Here is a 25,197-nt window from a genome sequence, read left to right on the forward strand (position 1 = left end):
AGATTATTTGGACGACAACGGCGGCGTCACATAAGCTTGCGTCCCCCATAATGGCACTGTCGACAAGCTGTGCTTAAAGCTCCCTGAGGTTTCTTTGGTACTGTAGGATAAATACATAATAGTCTGGCTTTTAGCATCATAAATACGACGCACTTTCATCGATTTTAAAAATATACTTTTGGATTTTTTAAAAACCACTTCACCTGATTTTGACTTGTCGATTTTGGCTATCATAGCTTGGGTAATTGCGCCCGTTTGACGGCAAGAAATAGAGCTGTCACTGGGATCAGACAAGCTCAAATCCGCTTCGACGCTGGCAACATGACAGGTTACGCCCGTCACCACAGGATCAACCATAGAATCTAGCTTAATATCTTTGAGTGTAAATAACCCCAGAGAGACATCACCAACCTCACTGTCTGAGCAACCTGAAAGCAACAATATGGCTGCAAAAGCGACGTGTTTTTTCATTTTTTATCCCTTAATTAAATGTCTGTAAGCGTATCAATATGAATTCACCATATCACAGGGTTCCCAATCCCATAATAGCTGTTAGAAAGATTCATGAAACTATTAATTTTTGATAAAAATTGTTGCTATTACAGGAAATAACGATACCATCAATTTTTTCTAAAAATAGTAATAATCTTATTTAAAACAGGGATTAAACCATGAAAAAATGCGCTGCTGCTCTTGCTTCTACACTGATGTTGACGGGTTGTTTTTCAACACCTGAAGCGGATACAGGTTCGGTTCGTTTAGATAGTCCAGAAGTCCATAGCCAACCTATGAAAGTAAAAATGGCAATTGGCTTAGATAAAGGTCAGCCCATTCCCATTAGCGACTCTCCCCTAGGTTCCAATGATACCGGCGTCTATGCCAGCTTGGAAATGTCATTAGGCGGCGGCTTTGCAGCCAAAGTGCAAACGGGTAAAGCGCTCAAAACCACTTTAAAATACCAGTTTTCAGGACAGCACGCGGAATCCGCACAGGCAGGCAATGTCTCTCATGCAATCACATTGGCCTATCTCACCGACGAAGAGTCAGGTACAGACTTCGAGACAGGCGAGTATATCAATGAAGACAGTAAAAGAGACTGGAAGCTAGACCATGACCTCATCGATATCGCCTGGATCACTGGTTACCGCCTTTCACCAGAAGCGTTACTGTACGGCAGTATATTTTATCAAACCGGTGAAATTGATGGCACATACTACCGCTCAACATTTGGTGGCTGCGCTGAGAGACATGCTCCAGAATGTGCCCAGAGTACCTTTTCTGACGATGGTTCTGCCTATGGCCTCAGTGTCAGCTTCGAGTATGCGTTTACCAAAAGCTTTTTGGGATCCCTAGAGCTGGTGCATAGCCGCTCAAATTGGTTTAATAGAAATGAAGATGACACCTTGGTCAATGGTAATTTGATTTACCAATTCTAAGCGGTTGACTCATTGACAGTCTGTGCTTTATCAAACTGCAATTCACATCGACGTTGATAAAGCTCAGAGTGTGTCAGCATGTCCTGATGTGTCGCTGAGCCAAGATCAGAGCAAGGTATCATAGATCAAGGTTTTCACAGTGTCGATTATAGAGATATCGAATGGCAACCCTCACCTCAAAGTGGCTATATTTCGACCTCTAAGTGGACTATGAATAAAGCGTACGGCGTGGTGCACAAACGGCATTGGATTGTAGAGCAGGACGGTCTCGCGCGCCTGATATATGATGAATTTGAAGTGTTAGGTGAAAAGTAGCGACATTAATTTGGGCCGAGCTAAACTCGGCCAAAAATGGTTATTTGGACGACAACGACGGCGTCACATAAGCTTGCGTCCCCCACAATAGCACTGTCGACAAGCTGTGTTTAAAGCTTCCTGAGGTTTCTTTAGCACTATAAGATAAGCACATGATTATTTTACTTTTTGCATCATAAATACGATGCACTTTCATCGCTTTTAAAAATATACTTTTGGATTTTTTAAACGCCACTTCGTCTGATTTTGGCTTGTCAATTTAGCTATCATGGCAGGAGCTATCTCACCTGTTTGACGACAAGAAATAGAACTATCACTGGGATCTGATAAGCTCAGGTCCGCCTCGACACTGGCCACATGATAAGTCACTCCCGCCACTACAGGATCAATCATTGCATTCAGTTTTATATCTTTGAGCGTAAATAACCCCAGAGATACATCACCAGTCTCACTGTCTGAGCAACCAGCAAGTAGCAGTATCGAAGCAAACGCAATGTATTTTTTCATTTCTATCCTTTCATTAAATGTCAGTAAGCATATGGCTTCAACAACACCTTCGCATAAGTCCCACAACCCCATAGTAAAGAATGAGAAGTTTCATGAAACAATTAGTTTTTTCTCAATATTGTTGCTATTACAGGAAATATAGATACCATCCCGCCTTACTAATAGTAATCATTACTTAATATAAAATGGGACTAAAAAATATGAAAAAGTGCGCAGCTGCTCTTGCTTCTACACTGGTACTGACAGGCTGTTTCACAACACCACCGGAGTCAGATATAGGTTCGGTACGTTTCGATAACCCAGAAGTTCACGGCCAACCTCTGAATGTAAAGATGGCAATTGGCTTAGATGAGGGACAACCCATTACCATTAGTGATGCCTCACGGGAGTCCGATGATATCGACGGCTACGCCAGTTTAGAGGTGTCATTAGGCGGCGGCTTTGCAGCCAAAGTGCAAACGGGTAAAGCGCTCAAAACCACGTTAATATACCAGTTTTCAGGACAGCACGCTGAATCAGCACAGACAGGCAATGTCTCTCATGCAATCACATTAGCCTACCTCTCTGACGAAGAGACTGGTAAATATTTCAGAGCTGCCGATAAATCCTACAAAGATGATAGAAGCGACTGGAAGCTGGACCATGACCTGATTGATATTGCTTGGGTCTCTGGCTACCGCCTGTCACCAGAGGCATTACTGTACGGTAGTATATTTTATCAAACTGGTGAAATTGATGGCGCATACTACAGCTCAATATTCACTCGCTGCGATGGTAAACACGCTCCAGAATGCGAGGTCGGCACATTTGAAGATGATGGCTCTGCCTATGGCCTCAGTGTCAGCTTTGAGTATGCGTTTACCAATCACTTTTTAGGCTCACTAGAACTGGTGCATAGTCGCTCAAATTGGTTCGATAGAAACGAAGATGACACCTTAGCCAATGTCAATTTGATTTACCAATTCTAAACGGTTGACTCATTCACAGTCTGTGCTTTATCAAACTGCAATTCACATAGACGTTGATAAAGCTCAGAGTGTGCCAGCAACTCCTGATGTGTCCCCGAGTCAACAATTTGCCCTTTGTCCATCACCACAATTAAATCAGCATGGGTCACGGTCGCCAAACGGTGCGCAATGATCAAAGTCGTCCTGTGTTGCATCAACTCATTGAGCGCCGCTTGAACATGAAATTCACTTTGCGCATCAAGTGCGCTGGTTGCTTCATCCAATAATAGTACTTCTGGATCTTTTAAAATCGCTCGTGCAATAGCAATACGCTGCTTTTGACCACCAGATAGCCTCACTCCTTGTTCTCCCAAAAAGCTATCATACCCCTCAGGCAGTTGCTCAATAAAGTCATGGGCATGGGCGCGTTTTGCTGCCTCAATTATCTGTTCATCCGTTGCATTGGGCTTACCATAGCGAATGTTATGCCAGACATTTGAACTAAATAACACAGGGTGTTGCGGCACCATCCCCATACAGTGGCGTAGATCTGTCAGCGCCAACTGCGTCAATGCTTCATTGTTAAACATTATGTCGCCTTTTTGCGGATCATAAAAACGCTGTAACAACTCAAATAACGTGGTTTTCCCGGCGCCTGAAGGACCAACCAATGCAACGATTTTACCTTTTGGAATTGACAAGTTAATACCCTTTAGCGCAGCAGTATCAGGCCTTGATGGGTAATAAAAATCAACGTTTTTGAAAGCAATGCTGATTTCATTGCCATGCTGCATCGGTTTGGGCTGGGCGATATTTTTAATTGCACTGTCAATTTGTAACAACTCTAGCAATCTAGTTGCAGCTCCCGCCGCACGCTGCAACTCACCATATACCTCAGCGATGGTTGCCACGGACATCGCCACCATAATGGCATAAAATATAAATGCGCCTAACTCACCGCCAGTCATGCGTCCTTCCAGTACGTCCATACCGCCGACCCACAACATAATGCTAATCGCGCCAAAGGTAAGAAAAATCACTGCCGCAATCAAAAATGAACGCTGTTTGATACTTTGTCTGGCTACATTAAAGGCTTTTTCAACTTCACCACCAAATGCCTGCTTTTCTTTTTCTTCGTGAGTATAGCTTTGGACTACTTTAATATGCTGAATAATTTCACCGGCATACGTGCTAATATCCGCAATGGCACTTTGGTTATTTTCAGAGAGTTTTCGCACTCGCTTACCAAATATCATGATTGGCACCAAAGTGAGGGGGACACAGGTGATCACCAATAAGGTCAGCTTTAAATTGGTGATCAATAACATTACCAACCCACCAATCAGCACCAGAGAGCTGCGCAGTGCCATAGAAAAAGAAGAACCAACAATAGACTGTAATAAAGTCGTATCTGTTGTCAGCCTAGACATCATCTCCCCACTGCGGTTTTCCTCAAAGTAACTGGGGTGAAGGTGAACAATTTGATTGAATACTGCTTTACGAATATCACCACTCACCCGTTCGCCCAACCAACTCATCAAGTAAAAACGACAAAAAGTGCCTACTGCGACCAGGGATATCAGCACCACCAAACCTGTGATCGCCTGCGTTAACTGCGCTTTGGAGCCTGCAATAAATCCACTATCAATAACAAACTTCACGCCTTGCCCGATAGAAAGGTTGAGCCCTGCGGTAATTAACAGCACCAATAGCGCCAGCATCGCAACCCATTTATAGGGTTTAACAAAGGAAACAATCGGCAATAAGCTCGCAATTGCCTTTTGTGGTTTTTGATTGATTGAATTACTCAAATTAGTTCCTATATGACTGTTTCACACAGCCGATGACAAAATAAAATGCGCTGCCCATTGAGTAAGTGTGCCATATTCAAGCAACCAATAAAAAGTAGGCCATCTAGGTTTTAAGCAACTAGAGTGCTACAAAAAGTAACAAGACAAATGCGCTTATTAGTGCAAGCCGAAAAATAAAGCTTAAAATATCTCCAATTTGCATATAGAATAAGTTATAACTAAAAAGAATATAAACTCATTGGTGGAACTCGCACCATACAAGAGGAGCGATAGAAAATGAAAAGCTGGGTAAAACAAAGCATTGCAAAAATAGAAGCGGACCAAAACCGTTCGGCTGATACACATTTGTTTAAATTTCAGCTCCCTCAATTTAATGACATTTATCTCTACCTCAAAGATGAAAGCACCCACCCCACAGGCAGTCTTAAACACCGTTTAGCACGTTCATTATTTTTATATGCTTTATGTAATGGCAAAATCAAAGAAAATACCCCAGTGATTGAAGCGTCTTCCGGCAGCACCGCGGTCTCCGAAGCCTATTTTGCGCAAATGATAGGTGTTCCCTTTGTCGCTGTGATGCCAGCGTCCACGGCACAAAGTAAAATAGATCAAATTCAATTTTATGGTGGTCAGTGTCATTTTGTCGATTGCGCGACAAATATGCACGACACAGCCGTTGAGCTCGCTCAACAGCTCGATGGCTATTTTATGGACCAATTCATGTATGCAGAACGTGCCACAGACTGGCGAGGCAACAACAACATTGCCGAAAGCATCTTTAATCAAATGAAATTCGAGCCCTACCCTGTACCTAACTTAGTTGTGATGGGAGCTGGGACTGGCGGTACTTCCGCAACCCTTGGTCGCTATATTCTTTATAAAGGGTATGAAACTGAATTGATGGTAGTCGACCCTGAGTTTTCTGCTTTTTACGAAGGGTACACGCAAAATAACGACGCTATTTGCACAGGCCGCTCTAGCCGCATAGAAGGTATTGGCCGCCCAAAAGTAGAAAAATCTTTTCAACCTGACGTCATTGATCACATGATGCAAGTTCCTGATGCCGCCAGTATTGCAGCCATGCTATGGCTTGAAGAATTTACCGGTCGCAAGGCAGGGCCATCCACAGGCACTAACTTATGGGGCGCCCTCAGTGCGGCTGAAAAAATGAATAACCAAGGTAAAGGCGGAGCCATCGTCACCTTGATTTGTGACAGCGGTGAGCGCTACTTAGATACCTACTACAATCCTGAGTGGGTCAAAAATAACATTGGTGATATTACTCCCTATCAGGCGCAGCTTAAAACTTGGTTTAATAAATGATAAATCATTAAAAGTGGCTAATTTGGCCACTTTTTCATTGTTTGGCGGTCTTTTACTCCCAAACCCCCTTTGCTGTTTTACCTTGAACTGTTACGTCAGCGTGTCGAAACTCCAGAGAGCTCCCAGCTTGCTTTTTATTTCGATAGTCCTGCGTTAAATTTTTTATCGTTGGCGTCAGCAAAACAATGGCATACACATTTACTAGCGTCATCAGCCCTAGAGACATATCAGCCAAGTTCCAAACCTGCTGTAAACTTGCATTTGCTCCCCACACCACCATCGCCAAATAAATACCTGTATAGCTGAGCCTACCAAGCCGATTGTCTAGCTTGAAGAAATGCAAATTACTCTCTGCATAAGCATAGTTTGCTACCACAGAAGTAAAGGCAAAAAGCGTAATTGCCAACGCGATAAAGTCATCGCCAAACTCACCAAAATGAATGGTCATTGCTTGTTGGGTCACACCGATCCCCGCCATTTCACCACTGGCACCAATGCCAGCCAGTAGCACTATAACGGCCGTACAGCTGCACAATACAATAGTATCAACAAAGACCCCCAACATTTGAATATACCCCTGAACAACCGGATGATTAGGATTAGGCGCTGCGCCGGCTGCTGCATGGGGCACACTACCCGCACCGGCCTCATTGGAGTACATGCCGCGCTGAATACCACTTTTGATCGCCGCGCCCAATGCCCCAGCTGATGCTTCAGTTAAACCGAATGCTGAAAGTACGATATCTGCAATTAATCCTGGCAATTGGGTTATGTTCACAGCACTGATGATGATCGCAGTCAGCACAAAGGTAGCCCCCATCCAAGGCACAACCACCTCAGCAAAACGGGCGATACGTTTAAGCCCACCGAGCACAATCGCGCCTGCAACCAATGCGATTATCAAACCACTGAGGTAAGTCGGAATCGCAAAGGTGTTATTGAGTGCTTCAGCCATAGTATTGGCTTGCATAGCGCTAAAACTCGCACCGTAGCCTAGAAATAAACAGATTGAGAATAATACGGCCAGCCACTTCTTGTTTAGCCCTGCACGAATGTAGTATGCAGGCCCGCCTCGAAACTCCTTTTGACTGTCTTTCACTTTGTATAGCTGGCCCAACACACTTTCAGCAAATCCTGTCGCCATGCCAAGCAGCGCTATTACCCACATCCAGAAAACCGCGCCACTTCCCCCCAAAGAAATGGCCATCGCCACACCGGCTAAATTACCAGTACCCACTCTTGCACTTAGCCCAGTACATAAAGCTTGAAAAGAGCTAATCCCGTTTGGATCCGAACTCGCGCTGTGCCTCACCAAGCCAAACATATGTTTGAAGTCAACCAGCTGGATAGCGCGCAGTTGATAAGTAAACCAGCCACCAGCAAATAACAGAACATAAATAAGAAGTTGGCCTTCTCCCCACAATACTTGATTGATAAATGCGACACCCTGCTCAACCATAAATTTACCCTGCATATGCGTTGCGGCTCAAAAGTCACTTTAGGACAAGGCTTTAAGCTGCACAATATTGACTATGTGTTACTGCTTGTTAACATAACAACAGAATGAAAAACATACAAATGTGTGTACAGTTGCGCAGCAACATATTCGTTCCACAATTTAGCGGTTCAATACCAAAACTATCAATCATTCTGAGAGCACCATGTTAAACCGAGCGATACAACTCTTTCCGCTGTGGACACTGCTTCTTAGCACTGTCGCATACCTCACGCCAGAGCACTTTACACCGTTTAAATCTGCCATTATCCCGTTATTAACTGTGATCATGCTCAGTATGGGGCTGACCTTAACTTGGTCTGATTTTAATAAGGTTATGCAAGCCCCCAAAGCTATCTTGCTGGGTGTGCTACTACAATATTTGGTTATGCCTGTGGTGGCGCTGATCATCGTATTTATGCTTAAATTAGATGACTCATTCAGCCTTGGCATGATCCTCGTTGGTTGCGTCGCAGGTGGTACGGCAAGTAATGTGATGTGTTTTTTAGCCAAAGGCGATGTGGCTTTATCCATTACCATGACGGCAATCAGTACTTTGCTAGGAGTGCTGATCACACCATTTTTAATTTCGCTGTACGCCCAACAGTTGGTCGATATTCCGACTCAAGCGATGATCCTCAACCTATTAAAAATCGTTCTCGCACCAGTTGTTCTGGGATTATTGATCAACACTTTTTTGCAAAACCAAGTTGCCAAAGTACATCGTATTCTGCCCTTGGTATCTATGTTCGCTATTGTCTCAATCATTGCCATTATTGTGGCCCTAAATAAATCACATATCACCGCGGTCGGCCCTATTATTCTTATCGCAGTTATCATGCACAATGGGATCGGACTGTTAAGCGGATACTGGGTTGCAAGGTGGTGTGGATTTGGTGAAGAGATCTGCAGAACCATCGCCTTTGAAGTAGGCTTGCAAAACTCTGGCTTAGCAGTTGCGCTAGCCATGAAGTTTTTCTCACCAGCTGCTGCCATTGCAGGCACGCTGTTTTCCATTTGGCACAACATCAGCGGCTCAATGCTCGCGAGTTATTGGAGTAAGCGCCGAGTCAAAGCGCAAGAGGAAGACCAAGCTACTTCCACTGAGTGTGCCCGACTCCCTGATTAGGACTCAGTCACTTCTAATTTTAGAGCCACATGTGTTGAGACCGAAAACCCGAGTGTATGGCGGTCTTTTTTTAACTCACAGTACAAGCGATAGTGATGTCTAGAACTGAATTTGAAAATACCTTCTACGCTGCCGGTATGCTGTTTATTGGCACAAGTTGCTTGAATACGGTATACCCCAGCAGAGAGTGTCAGGTGATTATACTTGGCACTGACATAGGGTAATCGTCCACTGAGCTCCTGCCCTTGCTCATTCCAGATATACTCTATTTCTACCAGATAATCACTGGCGTATTTACGCGGCCCTTGGTCAACCTGAATACGCGCCAATTGAAGTTGGCCCAACCCGTCGGGGTTGTAAGTAAATGGGGCTGATTGACAACCTATCAACCCATAAGCAAGCAAGAAAAAGAAAGTTACTAAACACTTCCATTTCATATCAATTGCTCCATGTTTATTGTTCAGTGTTTCTCGCCTAAAAGCCCTATTTTATGACTCGCCACAACCTCTTCGGTTATGCTGCCATAAAATAAGGCTCTTGGCCTTGATGTTTTGCTTTTCTGCGAAAGCTACCTTTACCCTTTTTCGCTTTTTCAACCTTACTTTTAAACACTGGGCTTGTAACCAATGCTTTGAGCGCATTATCTTTAATTTCACCACGGCGATGTTCGCAGGTGTGTTGTGTTTTTTTACTCATAGTTTGACCTTTTGTGTCTGCATGAATTAAATGAGCACTTATTATTCATTGTCATACTCGCCTCTGCAAGTAAAAACCCAAACCAAAAAGTATCGCAGTGCAATCATCGAGCCTGTAACCATAAAATACTCGATTTCATACGCATTTATTATTTTTATGCCTAAACTGCATAAAGAGCAAACGCGACGCAAATTTGTATGAAATCAATCTCTGTTAGCGGCAACATTTCCATTAGTTATCAAGACGTGGGAAATAGAAACAATCCAGCTATTATCTTGATCATGGGGCTTGGTGCACAAATGACTTTGTGGCCCGATGCGCTTTTTTATGGCTTGGTTGATCAGGGCTTTAGAGTTGTACGCTTTGACAATCGAGATGCTGGATTATCCACTCATCTAGAACAATTCGGGAAACCCAGCCTCTTTAAATCTTGGTTAAGCGCCCGTTTGCCACTTCGCAGCCAAGCCCCCTATACACTGGAAGAAATGGCAGAAGACACGCTGGCATTAATGAAAGCACTCAAAATTAAAAAAGCACACTTGGTCGGCGCTTCCATGGGTGGCATGATCGCGCAGCTTATCGCTGCAAAACAGAAAAAGAAGGTTTTGAGCTTAACCTCCATCATGTCTTCTTCATCCTCACTTAAATTGACTCACGCTAACTTAAAAGTATTTTTACAGCTCGCAAAACTACGCCCCGATAAACCCAATCGTGATGCCGCAATCCGCTACAACATTCGGCTTAATCAATTAATTGGTAGCCCAGCTTACCCTCAGGACGAGCAAACTTTAAAAGCGCAAGCGGTTGAAACCGTAGAGCGCGCCTATAACCCACACGCTTTCCAAAGGCAATTCGCTGCAATGGCCGCCAGCGGCAGCCGTCAAAATTTAATGGCCAAAGTAAAAGCACCCACTTTGGTGATCCACGGAGAGTCAGATCCCATTATTTCGAGCCAAGAGGGTATCAAAACAGCTCAGCAGATCCGTAAATCCAAACTCAAAATTGTCCCTGGTATGGGTCATAACTTGCCACCCGAACTTACCCCTAAAATGATCAAGTGGATTGCAAAGCATGTTCGTAAAAGTGAACTCAAACGAGCTAAAAAACTTGCCCAGAAAGGACAGAAACGAGATTGGGGGTCCGCCCCTATCTAATTAGGGCATTAAAAAAGCCCATTCAGAAATGAATGAGCCTCACTGCTTGGGAGCGAGTACTTTAGCGAAGGAAATATTGACTGTACCTGAATAATATAAATTAGACCGCACCCTTATTGCCACTTTCTCCCCTCATGTTTTGGTTCATAGCTTTACTTGAACAGTGTGATAGTCCCTTAGTATTTCGTGTATCATGCTGATACCTCTACAGTCAAAGTAACTAAAATACACAGGTGTAATATGCTCAAAGTCACTCTCGAACAATGGCGTATGTTTAAAGCCGTCGTTGAACATGGAGGCTTTAACCAGGCGTCTACTCAGATCCACAAAAGCCAATCTAGTATCCACAATGCGGTCAATAAAATTGAAACCGCGCTTGGCGTCAAACTATTTCGTGTTGAGGGCCGAAAAACACTACTGACTGCTGCTGGTGAACTTATGTTACGCCGTGTTGAATACTTACTTGATGAAGCCGCTAAGGTAGAAACCATAGGTGCCAACCTTGCAGAAGGTATTGAAACCAAATTGCGTATCGCCATTGATGAGATCTTCCCAGCCCATTTGCTTTACCGGGTGCTCGACAAAGTCTCCCAAGAGTTTCCTTTTTTACGAATTGAACTGGTTGAGTCCATCCTCAATGGCGCCAATGAGCAGCTGCAAAATGCCAACGTCGACATCGCCGTTTCCGCATTCACCCTTGAAGGCTTATTTAGTGAAGAACTCTGCCAAATAGAGTTTCTCGCCGTTGCGAGCCCACAACATGCCCTTCATCAAAGTGACAGGGCACTGACGTTAGAAGATTTAAAATCACACCGACAAATCGTAGTACGAGATTCCGCCGTATCAAAAAGTCATGATTCAGGATGGCTACAGGCAAGTCAACGCTGGACAGTCAGCCATATGCGTACCTCCATTGATATGATTAGAAATGGGTTTGGTTTTGCTTGGCTGCCAGTGCCCTTAATCGAAAAAGAGCTTGAAAGTGGTGAGCTTGTTGCGCTCAATTTACAATCAGGGCGAACGCGTCAAGCCCAACTACACCTGACTTTTGTCGACGGAGATAGCCTAGGGCCTGCAGCAAGGACTTTTTTAGGTGAGCTCAGATACCAAAGTATGATTATGCCAACGACACAAAGCGCTGAGGTCGATAAACAGTAAATCGCCACGCAGCTTTGGCGTCTATACTTGTATGGTGCAGCAATTTTATTAGGGACAACCATGAATGAAAAACAGCTAGCAACGCAATTTTATAGCGCACACCAATGGTCTGTGCTCAATGATCCCATAGATACTTGCACACAACGTGCTCTTGAGCTGGACTCGGCGCTTCTTAAGCAGGTCGCCAACGGTGAAAAACCTGCAACAATACGTTTATGGGAATGCCCTCAATCATTGATTGTTAGCCGTAAAGAAGCCAAATTAGTGGATTTTAACAGCGCCTGTGACACCTTAGCTCAACTGGGTTGGCCTGTTTCGGTCAGAGAAAGTGGCGGCACAGCGGTCCCTCACGGTCCTGGTATCTTAAATTTTTCACTCATCTTTGCACAGACCAAAACCCAACCTTTGGATTTAGACGCTATCTATATCGCCTTGTGTGAGCCTATTCGCAATGCACTGCGCAACCTTGGCTTGCAGAGTGAATATGGAGAAACTCCTGGGGCATATTGCGACGGTCGATTTAATCTCAATATTGATGCACTCAAAGTGACAGGAACCGCTCAGCGAGTAGCACTCTCTCCCACCAATGAATTTGGGCTTTACCGCGCCGTATTAGCGCAAGCCATGATCATGATTGAAGCCGATCCGCATGATACGACAGGCATCGTCAATCAGTTTTACCAGCTAGCAGGTGGTGACAACTGCTACGATCCCCATGCGTCAACTAGTGTCGATAGACATTTAGCAGGCCACTACCCAAGAGGCAAATTGACTCAAGTCATCAGACAAGAAATCTTACTAGCCTTGCGTGACTTTAATGCGGATATTGCATCTCAATTAGAACTTTAAAATACCAAGGACCCTTTGGTTTTCACATTGGCTTCACATCGTCACCTGCAAAGTAATGCAAAAAAGGAGGCCGCCTCATGTTTAGTCACATCCGTAACGTTGTTATTTCTTCATTTATTCTGCTTGCGACGCCCGCATTGGCTGCATCGATTGCTCACCAAAACTTGGTCAACCAAGCTGTTGAGCGATTTACACAAGCCAATAAGCAACATTGGTCGTATCAAGTTCACAGTATAGAAATTGAGGAAGGAGAAAAAACTGAAGTACTTGCACAGCACATACCTCACGCCAACGCTGATAAACGCTGGCACCTACTACAACTCAATGGTAAGAAGCCATCCTCTAAACAAGCTGAAAAATTCGCTAAAAAGCGACAAAACGAAGGGTTTTCTGTGAGTATCAAAGAGTTGATAAAAACAGACGCATTAACACTTCACCATGAAACGCCTGAATACATCACCTTCACTTACCCCGTCGAATTATCTGATCTGGGCGAAGATGCCCTCGGAAAGTTAGTTGGTAGCATTCAGATAGATAAACGTCATTTGAATATTGACCATATATCCATCCACAATACCGATGAATTCAGCCCCGTCGCCTTGGCAGAGATTGATCACTTTAAGCTGCATATGCAGTTTATGACCATAGATAATACGGTACTTCCCAAATATAACACGATGGAAATGACCGGTACCTTCTCCTTCTTTATCGAGATAGAAGAAACATCCAAGACCACATTTAGCAATTATCAAAAACACCTTGTAGTCACTGATGATAATACAATATAAGCTTATAAATCATGTCATTAGATATCTATTAAAACTCTATTGAGCAATTAATAGATATTCATTAAGACAGAGAGGGACGTGATATTCAACACTCATATCACGCCACCACATAGACTGCCTCAAGCGCTCAAATACCTTGCCTATTGGCAATGATAAGCCGTGTACGATATGGTTTGTGTGGTGCGATTTAACATTTTGCATGAGGAATCACAATGAAATTACATCGCCGTCACTTTATCAAAAACATTACACTCGGCTCTCTTGTGGGCTTAATTGGCACACACGTACACGCACGTACCCTCACCCCCAGCGAAATGGAAGGACCCTATTACCCGATCACACCGCAAAAAGATCAAGATGCAGATCTCACTCAAGTTGTTGGTAAAAAAGGTAAAGCAAAAGGTATCGTGATAGAAATATACGGACAGGTATTCGACAATCAGGGGAACCCCTTAGAAGATGCAACCATAGATCTATGGCAAGCTAACAGCTTTGGCAAATACCATCATCCACACGATAATAGCGATGCCCCCATTGACGAGCACTTTCAGGCATGGGCGATAATACAAACAAAAGCTGGGGGGCATTTTCGCTTTAAAACCGTCTTTCCCGGCGCCTACCCGCTGAATGCTTCACAACAACGTACACCGCACATTCACTTAAAAATTTCAAAAAGAGGTTATCATTCGCTACTGACTCAAATGTACTTTCCCGATCATCCTCTCAATGATAAAGACGGTTTATTTAGAAGTAAAACACGCCAAGAGCAGGCCTTGATGACCGCCAAAGCAACATCAAAAGCCAATCAATATCGATATGACATTGTCCTTGCAAAAGTATAGCGCCTACTTGCAAGACGAATTGTCCATTCAGTATTAATTTTCCTTAACAGGCCTCGCTGAATGGGCGACTACATTGAGGTGGCTTCACAACAACGCAGCTATGTATTTTCACCTCTTGATATCCACTCAACGCATTTTATGGCTATCAATAAAAGTGTCATATCACCATGATAGCGTGAGCATAATCGTAAACAACAACCCAGTTTTACGCACTCAATTACAGTAGTTTGAAGTATGCAAAGCGTCATAGATATTCAATGGTGGCAGCTGGCGGTATTTAGCCTAACGCTTATCGTTCCTTATTACATCAATATGCATTACCAGCTAGGCTTGTTGAAAGAAACCGTCATAAGCCTAGTTAGAATGACCTTACAGCTGATTTTGATCGGCATTTATCTAGAGTTATTGTTTGATCTCAATAGTATTTGGGTCAACTTAGCCTGGATGTTTGCAATGGTTCTCGTTGGCAGCAGTGCGATCATCAACAAACTTCATTTTCCAAGACGCATTGTATTGATACCCGTTGCGCTCAGCTTAGTTGCGGGACTGTTGCCTTTAATGACGATCCTCTCTTTGGGTATTATTCAACCAGAACCTTTTTATCACGCGCGCTATGTTATCCCTTTAGCTGGCATGTTGCTTGGCAATAGCATTTCTGGGAATATTATTTGCTTACAAAGCTACTATAGCGCACTGCAAGAACGCTGGCCTGAATATCAAGGGGCACTGGCGCTAGGCGCTTCTCCAAGTGCTGCAACTCGACCGTTTGTACAAGAGGCATTGCAAAAAGCCATGTCCCCTATACTCGCTACAATGGCAACAACGGGACTGGTCACCATACCAGGTATGATGACAGGGCAAATACTAGGCGGCGCATCCCCCATGGTGGCAATTAAATATCAGCTGATGATCATGCTCGCTATTTTTGTCATGATGAGTATTACCATCACTGTCAGTTTATGGATGGTGGCAAAGCGCAGTATTTCCGTGGAAGGAAAACCTCAAGTCAGCCTCTGTTAAAAAAGAAAAGGCAGCTCGAAGGCTGCCTATTCTGTGATTTTATTTGTCGGTATCTCGATATTTTTCAAACCAAGCCACGATATGACCCACTTTTTGTATCAAGTTACTAGGCCTTGCGGCAATACCATGCCCCGCTTTGGGGATACGCACCATTGCCGTTTCTATACCGCGCAGCTGTAGTGCTTGATAATACTGCTCAGTTTCACTCATTGGCGTGCGGTAATCATTTTCACCCGTTAGCAACATAGTTGGCGTTTTAACATTGCCAACCAGCGACAGTGGAGAATGCTTCCATAGGTGTTCTGTTGCTTCCCATGGCATGCCTGGCATCCAATATTTTGCGTAGTAATTATACGCATCTGCCGTCAATGCAAAACTAATCCAATTGATCACAGGTTTTGCCACAACGGCGGCTTTGAAGCGATCAGTGTTGCCAATGATCCAAGCTGTTAATACACCGCCTCCTGAGCCGCCAGTAACAAACAAGTTATCTTCATCAACAAACTTTTTCGCCACCATACCATCGACGACATCGATAAGGTCGTTGTAATCCTTTGACGGATAATCATGGTGAATGAGGTTGGCAAATTCCTGACCATAAGACGTGCTGCCCCTTGGATTAGCCCAGACCACCACATAGCCTTTTGACGCCATCAGTTGCACTTCCGTGCTGTAGTTCGGACCATATGCGGTGTGTGGACCACCATGGATCTCCAAAATCATTGGGTACTTCTTTGAACCATCGAAATTAGGGGGTAGAGCATACCAAGCTTGAATGTCTCTGCCATCGACCGAAGACTTGACGGTGATTGCTTTGACCTCAGCAGTCTTTTTATGCCCTAACAAATCTTCATTTAAGTCTGTAAGCTGTACTGATTTTCTTCTTTTGTCCACCAGTGCTAGATCAGCAGGTCGCTGTGCATCAGCTGTGGTGACCACCAAGCGACCACTACCAGCTACAGCAAAATGGCCCGAAGTATACGGACGTCCAAGTGACAATCCTCCCAGCTCAGCAACTTTCTCTGTCACTTTGCCTTTTAAAGTGACATGACCTACATATTGCTGACCATGATCTACATAGCTAAAGTAAAGCCCACGTCCTTTTTTATCCCATTGATGGGCACTGATTGGGCGATCTAATGACTCGGTGAGATTGACCGGGTTTTTGCCATCTGGATCCATCATGTAAATATCAAAATTTTGGCTCGATAAGCGCTTATCTTCATAGTGGAGATAGGCAATTTTATCTCTTTGCTGATTCAGTTTAGGACGATACTCGGGACCGTTGCTATCGGTGATTTGAGTAACCTGGCTATCAGCGACATTGATGCGATAAATATCTGATTGGCGTGGCCTATTTTGCCAATCATCATGACGATCTGCATTGAAATAAAGCGCTTTTCCATCTTTGCTCCAAGTTAATGACGAGCGGTGATGAAAGTCCCCTTGCGTCAATTGTCGAGGTGTTCCGCCTTCCGCTGGTACCACATAAATATGATGATAACCATGTTTAATAAAGCCACCGCCATCACGCTTGTACAGCATGTCATCTATATATGTTGCATTACCCGCCCACTGAGCGCCCTTAGGCTTCTTTGGCATATCTTTGAAAAGGCCGCTTTTGCTCTTTGGCTTAAACATGGTGAATGCTATCCATTTACCATCTGGCGACCAACTTATATTGCCCACACTCTGATGCACATTGGTTACCCTTGCCGTTTGCCCTGAGTCTAACCAACGTACATACAGCTGATTATCCCCCTCTGCATTAGCTAAATATGCCAATCGCTTACCATCTGGTGAATACTGCGCGCCGCGAAAATGATTTTTACCAGACAATAATGGTTGATGGGTATTGGTTTTTAAATCTACCTCCCATAGGTTAATACGAGTGCTATCAGACATGATGTCCATCGCTCTTCGCTCGTAGACAACCTTATAACCGTCGGGGTGAACCTGCGGGGAAGCCGCGTATTCAATATTGAATACATCCTCATACTGCCACGTGTTGTTTGAGTGAGTATCTTTAGCCATAGCTGGTAGCGCTAGCATACTCGCTGCCAACAGCGTCAAATGTAGCTTGTTTTTATTTTTCATATTCAGACTCTTAGTAATGAACTCATCGCCTTAACATCACGGTTTTTACCGACATAAGATGTCAATGAGTATTGTTACATTATATCAATTATCAGTTCAGTGCTAAGATGCCTTAAACAAATGGACTATTCAAAACAACTGCGACTAATTACCGTAGTAAGAGATGATCGACTTCACACTGAAAACCCTCTTTTAAATCCTGCAAAGCTCATACCATTGAAGCACACAATCACACTATAAAAAAAATGCAATTGACTAACACGAGGTTAATTGTGACTCTGAGTGTGCAGTACAAAAAACAAACAAAAAGGATATAACATGAAATTAAAACTAAATAAAAAAGGCATTAAGCAGTTAAGCCAAAAACGACTCGATTCAGATGCAACTAGACAAATTGGCGGTGGTGCAATTGCCTCGAAAGACTATTGGTGTCAATCTGGTCAAATGCCATGCTGGACCAATGGACCCTGTATCACAACCCCGTATAAAGGTTGTAATACCAGAGGTTGGTGTCAAGGCTAATAATCTGTACTAGGTTCCCCATATTAATGCCGATCTAGGTGGTACGGCATTGATAAGCAGTAAACTTTCCACATGCGATAGCTCGCTTTAGTTACCGATGAGCCCACAAGCAACTGCAATCCGTTTCAGCGACTACCAGTCACAGCGCTTCACTTTTTCAAACCATGGTCGATTAAAACGCTTTGTGGCCGGCTTTTTTAATCCTGGTAACACCATATCCATGCCTGTTGATAAGTGTTCGCGCACTAACTTACGGATCCTATCATCATCTAACTGTGCGTAAGCGTCGAGCAGCGATTTCTTTTCTTCAACGGTTAAAGGCTCCCCATGCATATGCTTAAATCGTGTATTGAGCCACAGTAGCAAAGCCTGCTTACCCGCATTTGGAAATGCCAACGTTAAGGTTTCTGTTGGGCTATATAACCTTTGAAAATTGACCCATTGTTGCTGCAAGGCAAAGACAAATAGTAAATTTACGCCTGCAGAGATCTGGCCCGAGCGTTTATCAATATTTTGATAACCTGCCAGTGCCGCCCTGAAGTGCTGCTCTGCCCGCTCAATACGCCCCTCTTCCAGTGCGATCAAACCCTGGTTATTCTCAATGATTGCCAATAAGTTCTTTCTATCTGCAAGTTTCGCTAATTTCTGCGCTTTGCTATACAAGGCTTTCGCTTTTTCCAATTCATCAAGTTGCCGAGCAAGCAGTGCCAAACTATTTGTAATGGTCAGCCTTTGCCTATCGTTAATGGCATACTTCACCGAGCACTCAAGGCTGATCTGTGCGTCAATGATGTAATCGTGTTTACGCAGCCAAATACCAGTGCCACTCGTTACAGTTACGAGCTTATCAATAAAGTATGGATGTGTTTGATGATGAAAAATTGCTTCTATAGAATCAATAATTTGTTTCAGATCGCCAGTAAATACGGACGCCCGCATCGCAGCAATATGCCATCTAATTTGCTGTACATCCGTCAAGGCGTGAGGCGTAGGAATATTATTGAGAATTTTCAGTGTTCGAGAAGGATCAACACGTAGATAATCCTCCGCTTCTTTAAGCTTATCGTCCAGCGGAGCGGCCACAACCGTACCTGAAATAAGACTAAGTAAGGCAATTACCTCAGCAGCTCGCACATCACCTCTCCACCGAATAAGTTAACTAAAATATAGATAGGCAGCGCGTATTATTCAAAATAACCGAGCGCTTGATACGCAAAACACTGACCGCTATGGTTGCTTTGAATCAGTATGATAGACCCATAAAATAAGCACAATTATTGGCAAGTTTTTAGTAACGGGCCCAAACGGATGCAACCAAAAACTGCTATCAATCCAAGATAATAGCCCGCTATATACAATAATAGTCAGCACCTGCACCACACAACACAATTTGATTTTTTTCTTAACCAACAACCATAACCCCAACCCAATATCCAATGCGCCACCACCATAGACAGCGGCCTTGGCCACGGAGCCATAAATTTGTGCTTCTGCAAGAATATCAAAACCAATATGTGGCGCAAAAAACACTGAAGTTAAGCCAGTAAATATCCAGATAAAAGCGAGGCTAAAGCAGGCATAGTTATACAATGTGTTGTGCTGTAAAAACATCAGTTATACCACCGATAGTGGCTTAAAGACCATGAGCACTAATAACCCTAAAATAGCGATAAAAGCCGGGACCCCCAACAGGGTCCAACGTCGCATTAAGGCTTTAAATTCTGCAGTCACATGCCCTTTTTCGATAGACTCTTTGGCTAATCGACGTAATCGATATTGTATTTTCAATACTGGTAGCCAACAAAGACCTATAAAACCAAAAAGCCCGGCAACCGCGAAAAACCAAGGGGATTGAAAGGAATAGCCAAGCAAATGCATTAGATAGAGACCACTTACTATCTGTGTGACAACGGCCGGTGTAGTAAATAGCCAGTCTCCTAATACAACATGTTGCGTGGTCACATAAATTGCTTGAGGGTTATTAGAGCGGTTTGCCATGAACATAAAAAACGCGATACCTGCGCCCGTCCCCATCACCACAATCGCCGCTAAGATATGAATAAATTTGGCGATAAAATAAGGCTCCATCATTTCAATACCTGCTCTTTTTGATATATGCCAAACGCATTGAAGTGCGTATAAAATTCCGATAGTTTCAGCAGACTAACGCACGCGGTGGCTCCTCGGTGAGCGACGCTATCTGATAACAGTTTTTTAGCAAGAATTATCGCTGAAAAAGTGGGAATATAAGGCCCCTGACCATTAGGCGCATACAGTCGCCAAGTCAATGTCTGAGGCTGGGCGCTTAAATCTCGTCCCTTAATCGATACCTCCATTGCGCCAATATCGCTGCCAAATTTTAAAAAGCAGTTGCTCAAAACATCGAGCCGCTTGGCCAAAGGAGCCCAATTTTTGACTATTTTCCACTTTGCAATGGCGGCCATTGCGACCATTCCCCAGTGTAATAAAGGTAATTCCAACCCAGCTTGAAAACTAACTCGCTCGGAAACACCATACCGATCGGGAAATAAGGCCAGATCTGGCACATCTACATTGGCTAACAAACGGCGCTTTGCAATACCGCCAAAGTCATGGCTTTTAGCATCCATCCAACCATAGGCGGGTTGCCAGCGACCTTGTCTAAATACCGAAAAAGGATGCCCGGTGTAGGTTAGAATGGCCTCAATTGTTGCGGTGCCTCTTTGGGCTTTGTTACCGGGTGCGATGGCGATATCAATACTGTCTATATTTTCAAACAAAGGTAAAAAGTGCTCGATCACCGCCGAAGATAACCCCGGCACCGAACTGGCACCACTTACGACTAACACACCACTTTCCCGCGCCAATTTATCTAAACTGCCAATATTACATACAAACTGTCGGTCATCAGCCAAATCAATATAATGGGCACCTGCGTCAATGCAGGCCTTCGGTACTGCGTAGCTTTGGCCTTGATAAGGCCCCCCTGTGTGGATCACCATAAACGGCTTTTGTGCTTTTAATTGCTGTGAAAATGCGCTTGCATGCAAATCTATCTGCCAAGCTTCAAGTGTTGCTTTAGCGGATTGTTTCAGTAGCTCCACATAGTGTTCTGCTTTTGCTAGATTTCTTCCTGCTATTACCAAGGTAATATCGTGACTAGCTAAAGATTTAGCTATTCGCTGACCAAAATTACCATAGCCGCCTAATATGATTACCTTTTTTGACATTGCCTATCCTTACTTCTAACACCACAGCATCAAGATTGCAGGTTTTAAGCCCATAAAGGCAAAAGAATCTATTACAAATCAACAACCTTTACAGACCGCTATAATACCTAAAATCACAGACACAAAAAAGCGATGGGGTTGACGCGGTTTCAACTTTTTAAGATGAAGAAAAATCCATTCATTTCACATTGCAAAGTGTGCGATCACAACTAGACTTGCCTTGAATTCTATCAGGACAAGGAGTTATTTAATGACGCTTAAAACAACAGGAAAGGTGATAGCTGTCCTTTCTCTTGCCACACTTACCGCTTGTATGAGCACATCTCAATCACCTTATTTAAAAAGTTCTCTATCTCAGGGAGTTGGTCCATTAGAGGTTAGAGCCCCTTATGCAAACTACGTCAATTACTATGGCTATGTTGACGCTACGGTCAAACCAGAAGGCGTGTATAAAGGGAAAGATACATACTATTTGTACGCTTGGGTACCTGCCGCTGTTGACGAAATTGGTATCTCAATGCAATCGCCCGTTGAGTCAAAACCAACTGACAAAGACTTTGTGCACACAAACTTTGCTCCGGGAATGAAAAAAGACCAAGCTAAGTACTTTGATACTTACATCGTTTTTGATCGCATGAATATCATCGATAGCAAAAAAATAGCGCAAGGCGGTAAAGTATTGCAGCCATTGGGATACAACGATGACACACAAGAGCTACCAGCAAATCCCAGTGGCGCTTATTACAACTCGCTATTGAGACAAACAACCAATTTAAACAACCCGACCGAATCTTTAGTCAGAGGGGTTTATCGTATTTCATTCACTTCTTTCCGCTCTCAAGTAGAGGGCTCGTTTGAAGCCACCATTGGTACCAATGTACCCGGTGTGAAAATTGCGGCTTCATTGGAAGAACTTCATAAGCTGGTTAATGACGGTAAGTTATAAAAATACATCAAGGTGATGCAGTGCATCACCTTAACCCTCCCCACCAGTAACCAGCCTACAGGATCCTGCGACCAATAGCTTATTTTATAAGCTGCACACACTTGCACCAACTAGGGGTACAAACTAGGCTAATTAATAGGCCAAATTTGTATTTTCACACACATAGAAGAGGCCATTTAATAAGAATTTACAAGGAACTCGTTATGAAAAAGTACCAGTGCTTTTTATTTTTAGTTACATTGCTACATACCCCAATTGGCGCGGCACAATCAGATGATGAAACCGCAATCCGCGCTGCTATCAACAAATATTTCGCTGCCTTTTCTGAGGCCAAAGCACAAAACTTACAGGACGTATTTCTACCTGAGATGCAAATGATAGGTAATGTCAGAGGCAAACCTTGGATACTACAAGGTGACAAACTGGCAGAGGGATTAAAGACCCGTGCGCCGGAGACCTTAAAAACAAGAGTCTATTTTATCGACATCACCCATGATGCAGCGATGGCCAAGGTCAACAATGTCAATGTAGAAACGGGCACAGCCTATACCGATTACTTATTTTTCCTTAAAGTACAAAACGAGTGGAAAATAGCACACAAAGGTTATACCCGTTTCAAACAAACAGTCACACCTGAATTACCCTAAGCTCGAACAAGCGCGCTGACTCCATAAGCTCAGCGCACTGAAGGAAATTTAAAGCACAGCCGTTAAAATTGCATTTATGCTTGGATACCACATCATCATCCCAGCGGCAGAAACACCAATAAAAGTGATCAAAACACCAAAACAAGCTACCCCAGCTACACACCATTTAACACCCACATGTTGGTGGCGTTTACCCCATAAAATTATTTCATACATGGCCATTGGCAACAGATAACAGGCGAATGAAATAAATATATCAACAGGACCATCAAGTGTTAGCGTATTACCATTCATCCCTTGATTGACTAAATACCACCCCATCAGATACAGACGAAACGTCCAAACCCCATTTACCAATAAGAAACTATGTACCGCCATACGTTGATGTGCACCGAAACGCTTTTCGATGGCATAACGCCAAGCAAAGTAAATGGTAATAGGGATCAAAATCCCATTGAGCGTGACCCCCAATGACCCTATATCGCTTAGTCGGTGACCTGCACCCCATGTTAGATATAACCCGGTCAACGCTCCTGACAGGCCAAGTAAAAAGAATACGCGACCATTGTAGCGGTGAAAACGAGGGTAGCGCTTGCGCGCATTCGGGATCAGTTGAAATAAACCACTTAATGCCATTAAAGCTGCTGGTAATACATGCGCAAAAAATATCGCTGATTGAAAATTAATATTGCTATTGAGTCCTTGCGCTGGAGATATCGCTCCCGCTTTTTCAATACTCCCCATAACCAATGGCAGCGCATATAAACTCAAGATATAGATGGCAAATGCCCACTGGCCTGCCAATGCCACCACCATCCAGCTTTTAGCCGCACCGTAGAGCGTTTTTTCAGCCGTCAATGTGGGTATTTTGAATCGTGATAAAGTCGAAGAAATCATCTTAGCCCCTTTTTGTAATCTATTGATTTATTTACTAAGGTGGCAAAAATAAAGCGACTAGTCGCACCGAATTCGAAATTCGGCGCATGATTTTTTGCAATCTTTACTTACAAAAGCAAAATTGAGGTATGGAGGCCAGTTGAGTACGATTGACATGTTGACTTTTTACCTGCGCTCGAGCTTTAGGACCACAACATGACACAGCCACACATTCATGTCATTTTGCTAGCTGTTAGCCTTATATTGCTATTTGCTCAGCTCGGTGTGCGTAATAAAAAGACACTCCATATTTTATTTGCAATCTTCTGTGGCTCAGTTGCAATGACCGCAGCCAAACGTATTACTGGCGCAGACTTTGGTCCCTATCAATACCTTATCGGCATGCTTGCCTGTGCAACTTGTAATTGCTTTTGGTTGATCGCAAGAGCGCTCTTTCGAGAAAAAAATCCGATTGCATGGCAGCACATCGCCGTTGCAATTACGATTGCTGTACTGGTCGTGTTTCAGCAAGGTTACCTCTTTGTCACGGCACACTGGACCCTGCACTCCCGCTGGCTTAGCTTGTTGGTCAGCTCGTTGGGAGAGGTCACCCTTTTACTGTCGTCAGGCATATTGATGCTCTCTTGCTGGGAAGCCTGTAGAGGGTTTAATCGTGCATCTCGCAGGGATAAACAACAGCGCATTGTGTTTTTGAGCATTTTTGGTAGCGCTATTTTGATCAGTAAAACAGCGCAAAATGTGCTTAATGGTAACCCAGAGCAACTGGCTTTGATCACATCGCTGCTCACCATAGGTATCTTAATTTGCTTGCAAGCACTGCTTATTTGGCGCAGCACATTGCGTAAACAAGCACAAGAGGACACTACCGCGCCTCACCCACACGGCTTAAAACCACTGGCTCCCAGCGCTGAAGCGACTAACTCCCTTGCAAAGCAAATTCACAACCTTATCATCGAGCAACAAGGCTACCTGCAAACAAATTTAAAAGTGGCAGACATTGCAAGGAAACTCGATGTCTCTGAGTACAAGATCAGTAAAATATTACGAGAACATATGGGCGCCCGTAATTTTAACCACTATATCAATGAGCTACGTATTCAACATGCCATGCAGTTACTAAGCGATGCCGATAAACAACATTGGTCGGTACTTGTCGTTGGACTTGAAAGCGGTTTTGCCTCAGTCGGTCCATTTACTCGCGCCTTTAAAGCCTATACAGGCTCAACACCAAATCAATATCGACAAACGCTACCACCAGCGGCACTGGCATCTACCTGATCTTCTCCTGTCTTAAAAAACAAAATAAAAAATTCTAAACCGCAGACAAATCCCCCAAGCAAAAAATGAATAATTTCATATAAATTAATGAGGTAAGAGTATTACTTAACAAATCACAGACGATGCTTCCA

The 25,197-nt window shown here is 43.7% G+C and carries 25 protein-coding genes and 1 pseudogene; 14 read left to right on the plus strand and 12 right to left on the minus strand.

Annotation, left to right across the window (positions count from 1 at the left end; genetic code table 11):
- Positions 1-3: 3 nt before the first annotated feature.
- Positions 4-471: a CreA family protein gene (locus MHN81_RS01205; RefSeq protein WP_023399691.1), complete on the minus strand. Its 468-nt coding sequence runs from the start codon at positions 469-471 to the stop codon at positions 4-6.
- 200 nt (positions 472-671) lie between these two features.
- Between MHN81_RS01205 and MHN81_RS01210 the strand changes: the two genes are divergently transcribed.
- Complete coding sequence (locus MHN81_RS01210) at positions 672-1,436, plus strand: hypothetical protein (RefSeq protein ID WP_023399690.1); 765 nt, start codon at positions 672-674, stop codon at positions 1,434-1,436.
- A 355-nt stretch (positions 1,437-1,791) separates the two neighbouring features.
- Here MHN81_RS01210 and MHN81_RS01215 read toward each other — a convergent pair.
- A pseudogene (locus tag MHN81_RS01215) lies at positions 1,792-2,258 on the minus strand (CreA family protein).
- Between the two features lie 200 nt (positions 2,259-2,458).
- On the opposite strand from MHN81_RS01215, the gene MHN81_RS01220 reads away from it, so the two are divergent.
- The gene (locus MHN81_RS01220) at positions 2,459-3,226 is read left to right on the plus strand and encodes a hypothetical protein (protein ID WP_239424829.1); all 768 of its coding nucleotides are present in this window, start codon (positions 2,459-2,461) and stop codon (positions 3,224-3,226) included.
- On the opposite strand, the gene MHN81_RS01225 is transcribed toward MHN81_RS01220, so the two are convergent.
- Positions 3,223-5,016: an ABC transporter transmembrane domain-containing protein gene (locus tag MHN81_RS01225; protein WP_239424830.1), complete on the minus strand. Its 1,794-nt coding sequence runs from the start codon at positions 5,014-5,016 to the stop codon at positions 3,223-3,225. The genes MHN81_RS01220 and MHN81_RS01225 overlap by 4 nt on opposite strands.
- Before the next feature lie 276 nt (positions 5,017-5,292).
- On the opposite strand from MHN81_RS01225, the gene MHN81_RS01230 reads away from it, so the two are divergent.
- A complete protein-coding gene (locus MHN81_RS01230; RefSeq protein ID WP_023399687.1) occupies positions 5,293-6,339 on the plus strand; it encodes a PLP-dependent cysteine synthase family protein in 1,047 nt (348 codons plus the stop codon).
- A gap of 52 nt (positions 6,340-6,391) precedes the next feature.
- Here MHN81_RS01230 and MHN81_RS01235 read toward each other — a convergent pair whose 3' ends face one another.
- Entirely contained in the window at positions 6,392-7,798 is a 1,407-nt protein-coding gene (locus MHN81_RS01235) for an alanine/glycine:cation symporter family protein (RefSeq protein ID WP_239424918.1), read from the minus strand.
- 202 nt (positions 7,799-8,000) lie between these two features.
- Here MHN81_RS01235 and MHN81_RS01240 point away from each other — a divergent pair, with 202 nt between their 5' ends.
- The gene (locus MHN81_RS01240) at positions 8,001-8,963 is read left to right on the plus strand and encodes a bile acid:sodium symporter family protein (RefSeq protein ID WP_239424831.1); all 963 of its coding nucleotides are present in this window, start codon (positions 8,001-8,003) and stop codon (positions 8,961-8,963) included.
- On the opposite strand, the gene MHN81_RS01245 is transcribed toward MHN81_RS01240, so the two are convergent.
- Together MHN81_RS01245 and MHN81_RS01250 are read right to left on the minus strand one after the other, a co-directional pair.
- On the minus strand, positions 8,960-9,400 hold the full coding sequence (locus MHN81_RS01245; RefSeq protein WP_239424832.1) for a hypothetical protein: 441 nt from the start codon (positions 9,398-9,400) through the stop codon (positions 8,960-8,962). The genes MHN81_RS01240 and MHN81_RS01245 overlap by 4 nt on opposite strands.
- A gap of 76 nt (positions 9,401-9,476) precedes the next feature.
- Complete coding sequence (locus MHN81_RS01250) at positions 9,477-9,659, minus strand: ribosome alternative rescue factor ArfA (protein ID WP_239424833.1); 183 nt, start codon at positions 9,657-9,659, stop codon at positions 9,477-9,479.
- A 197-nt stretch (positions 9,660-9,856) separates the two neighbouring features.
- On the opposite strand from MHN81_RS01250, the gene MHN81_RS01255 reads away from it, so the two are divergent.
- From MHN81_RS01255 to MHN81_RS01280, 6 genes are all read left to right on the plus strand, one after another.
- Positions 9,857-10,813: an alpha/beta hydrolase gene (locus MHN81_RS01255; RefSeq protein WP_239424834.1), complete on the plus strand. Its 957-nt coding sequence runs from the start codon at positions 9,857-9,859 to the stop codon at positions 10,811-10,813.
- Positions 10,814-11,053: 240 nt separating this feature from the next.
- Positions 11,054-11,971, plus strand: a complete 918-nt coding sequence (locus tag MHN81_RS01260) for a LysR family transcriptional regulator (RefSeq protein WP_239424835.1) — start codon at positions 11,054-11,056, stop codon at positions 11,969-11,971.
- 60 nt (positions 11,972-12,031) lie between these two features.
- Positions 12,032-12,820, plus strand: a complete 789-nt coding sequence (locus MHN81_RS01265) for a hypothetical protein (protein WP_239424836.1) — start codon at positions 12,032-12,034, stop codon at positions 12,818-12,820.
- 77 nt (positions 12,821-12,897) lie between these two features.
- A complete protein-coding gene (locus MHN81_RS01270; RefSeq protein WP_023399679.1) occupies positions 12,898-13,608 on the plus strand; it encodes a hypothetical protein in 711 nt (236 codons plus the stop codon).
- A 212-nt stretch (positions 13,609-13,820) separates the two neighbouring features.
- Positions 13,821-14,450 carry a protocatechuate 3,4-dioxygenase gene (locus MHN81_RS01275; protein WP_023399678.1) on the plus strand — a complete coding sequence of 210 codons (630 nt, stop codon included), beginning with the start codon at positions 13,821-13,823 and terminating at the stop codon, positions 14,448-14,450.
- Positions 14,451-14,684: 234 nt separating this feature from the next.
- On the plus strand, positions 14,685-15,470 hold the full coding sequence (locus MHN81_RS01280; protein WP_023399676.1) for an ABC transporter permease: 786 nt from the start codon (positions 14,685-14,687) through the stop codon (positions 15,468-15,470).
- A 39-nt stretch (positions 15,471-15,509) separates the two neighbouring features.
- Here MHN81_RS01280 and MHN81_RS01285 read toward each other — a convergent pair whose 3' ends face one another.
- Positions 15,510-17,567, minus strand: coding sequence for a S9 family peptidase (locus MHN81_RS01285; RefSeq protein WP_023399675.1), 2,058 nt, complete (start codon positions 17,565-17,567; stop codon positions 15,510-15,512).
- Between the two features lie 318 nt (positions 17,568-17,885).
- Here MHN81_RS01285 and MHN81_RS01290 point away from each other — a divergent pair, with 318 nt between their 5' ends.
- Positions 17,886-18,089 carry a hypothetical protein gene (locus MHN81_RS01290; RefSeq protein WP_023399674.1) on the plus strand — a complete coding sequence of 68 codons (204 nt, stop codon included), beginning with the start codon at positions 17,886-17,888 and terminating at the stop codon, positions 18,087-18,089.
- Positions 18,090-18,221: 132 nt separating this feature from the next.
- Here MHN81_RS01290 and MHN81_RS01295 read toward each other — a convergent pair whose 3' ends face one another.
- The 4 genes from MHN81_RS01295 to MHN81_RS01310 form a co-directional block, all read right to left on the minus strand.
- Positions 18,222-19,223, minus strand: coding sequence for a tetratricopeptide repeat protein (locus MHN81_RS01295; RefSeq protein ID WP_023399673.1), 1,002 nt, complete (start codon positions 19,221-19,223; stop codon positions 18,222-18,224).
- Between the two features lie 93 nt (positions 19,224-19,316).
- Positions 19,317-19,700, minus strand: coding sequence for a DoxX-like family protein (locus tag MHN81_RS01300; protein ID WP_023399672.1), 384 nt, complete (start codon positions 19,698-19,700; stop codon positions 19,317-19,319).
- A gap of 3 nt (positions 19,701-19,703) precedes the next feature.
- Positions 19,704-20,180: a DUF2269 domain-containing protein gene (locus tag MHN81_RS01305; protein ID WP_023399671.1), complete on the minus strand. Its 477-nt coding sequence runs from the start codon at positions 20,178-20,180 to the stop codon at positions 19,704-19,706.
- Positions 20,177-21,298, minus strand: coding sequence for a saccharopine dehydrogenase NADP-binding domain-containing protein (locus MHN81_RS01310; RefSeq protein ID WP_023399670.1), 1,122 nt, complete (start codon positions 21,296-21,298; stop codon positions 20,177-20,179). Before MHN81_RS01310 ends, MHN81_RS01305 begins: the two co-directional genes overlap by 4 nt.
- Before the next feature lie 250 nt (positions 21,299-21,548).
- Between MHN81_RS01310 and MHN81_RS01315 the strand changes: the two genes are divergently transcribed.
- Entirely contained in the window at positions 21,549-22,244 is a 696-nt protein-coding gene (locus MHN81_RS01315) for a LipL32 family surface lipoprotein (RefSeq protein ID WP_239424837.1), read from the plus strand.
- Between the two features lie 203 nt (positions 22,245-22,447).
- On the plus strand, positions 22,448-22,891 hold the full coding sequence (locus tag MHN81_RS01320) for a nuclear transport factor 2 family protein (RefSeq protein WP_239424838.1): 444 nt from the start codon (positions 22,448-22,450) through the stop codon (positions 22,889-22,891).
- A 48-nt stretch (positions 22,892-22,939) separates the two neighbouring features.
- Here the strand turns inward: MHN81_RS01320 and MHN81_RS01325 are convergent, their stop codons facing one another.
- A complete protein-coding gene (locus MHN81_RS01325; RefSeq protein WP_239424839.1) occupies positions 22,940-23,788 on the minus strand; it encodes a DUF2306 domain-containing protein in 849 nt (282 codons plus the stop codon).
- 195 nt (positions 23,789-23,983) lie between these two features.
- Between MHN81_RS01325 and MHN81_RS01330 the strand changes: the two genes are divergently transcribed.
- Entirely contained in the window at positions 23,984-25,066 is a 1,083-nt protein-coding gene (locus MHN81_RS01330) for a helix-turn-helix transcriptional regulator (RefSeq protein WP_239424840.1), read from the plus strand.
- The last annotated feature ends 131 nt before the right edge of the window (positions 25,067-25,197 follow it).

It is taken from the genome of Pseudoalteromonas sp. Of7M-16, assembly GCF_022347805.1.
GTDB lineage: Bacteria > Pseudomonadota > Gammaproteobacteria > Enterobacterales > Alteromonadaceae > Pseudoalteromonas > Pseudoalteromonas luteoviolacea_F.

Coding starts and splice junctions, on each gene's coding strand:
- MHN81_RS01250 (WP_239424833.1), bottom strand. CDS start 9,659: ATGAGTAAAAAAACACAACACACCTGCGAACATCGCCGTGGTGAAATT.
- MHN81_RS01265 (WP_239424836.1), top strand. CDS start 12,032: ATGAATGAAAAACAGCTAGCAACGCAATTTTATAGCGCACACCAATGG.
- MHN81_RS01275 (WP_023399678.1), top strand. CDS start 13,821: ATGAAATTACATCGCCGTCACTTTATCAAAAACATTACACTCGGCTCT.
- MHN81_RS01325 (WP_239424839.1), bottom strand. CDS start 23,788: ATGATTTCTTCGACTTTATCACGATTCAAAATACCCACATTGACGGCT.
- MHN81_RS01285 (WP_023399675.1), bottom strand. CDS start 17,567: ATGAAAAATAAAAACAAGCTACATTTGACGCTGTTGGCAGCGAGTATG.
- MHN81_RS01210 (WP_023399690.1), top strand. CDS start 672: ATGAAAAAATGCGCTGCTGCTCTTGCTTCTACACTGATGTTGACGGGT.
- MHN81_RS01280 (WP_023399676.1), top strand. CDS start 14,685: ATGCAAAGCGTCATAGATATTCAATGGTGGCAGCTGGCGGTATTTAGC.
- MHN81_RS01235 (WP_239424918.1), bottom strand. CDS start 7,798: ATGGTTGAGCAGGGTGTCGCATTTATCAATCAAGTATTGTGGGGAGAA.
- MHN81_RS01330 (WP_239424840.1), top strand. CDS start 23,984: ATGACACAGCCACACATTCATGTCATTTTGCTAGCTGTTAGCCTTATA.
- MHN81_RS01270 (WP_023399679.1), top strand. CDS start 12,898: ATGTTTAGTCACATCCGTAACGTTGTTATTTCTTCATTTATTCTGCTT.
- MHN81_RS01220 (WP_239424829.1), top strand. CDS start 2,459: ATGAAAAAGTGCGCAGCTGCTCTTGCTTCTACACTGGTACTGACAGGC.
- MHN81_RS01305 (WP_023399671.1), bottom strand. CDS start 20,180: ATGATGGAGCCTTATTTTATCGCCAAATTTATTCATATCTTAGCGGCG.
- MHN81_RS01315 (WP_239424837.1), top strand. CDS start 21,549: ATGACGCTTAAAACAACAGGAAAGGTGATAGCTGTCCTTTCTCTTGCC.
- MHN81_RS01230 (WP_023399687.1), top strand. CDS start 5,293: ATGAAAAGCTGGGTAAAACAAAGCATTGCAAAAATAGAAGCGGACCAA.
- MHN81_RS01245 (WP_239424832.1), bottom strand. CDS start 9,400: ATGAAATGGAAGTGTTTAGTAACTTTCTTTTTCTTGCTTGCTTATGGG.
- MHN81_RS01255 (WP_239424834.1), top strand. CDS start 9,857: ATGAAATCAATCTCTGTTAGCGGCAACATTTCCATTAGTTATCAAGAC.
- MHN81_RS01290 (WP_023399674.1), top strand. CDS start 17,886: ATGAAATTAAAACTAAATAAAAAAGGCATTAAGCAGTTAAGCCAAAAA.
- MHN81_RS01310 (WP_023399670.1), bottom strand. CDS start 21,298: ATGTCAAAAAAGGTAATCATATTAGGCGGCTATGGTAATTTTGGTCAG.
- MHN81_RS01260 (WP_239424835.1), top strand. CDS start 11,054: ATGCTCAAAGTCACTCTCGAACAATGGCGTATGTTTAAAGCCGTCGTT.
- MHN81_RS01300 (WP_023399672.1), bottom strand. CDS start 19,700: ATGTTTTTACAGCACAACACATTGTATAACTATGCCTGCTTTAGCCTC.
- MHN81_RS01320 (WP_239424838.1), top strand. CDS start 22,448: ATGAAAAAGTACCAGTGCTTTTTATTTTTAGTTACATTGCTACATACC.
- MHN81_RS01205 (WP_023399691.1), bottom strand. CDS start 471: ATGAAAAAACACGTCGCTTTTGCAGCCATATTGTTGCTTTCAGGTTGC.
- MHN81_RS01240 (WP_239424831.1), top strand. CDS start 8,001: ATGTTAAACCGAGCGATACAACTCTTTCCGCTGTGGACACTGCTTCTT.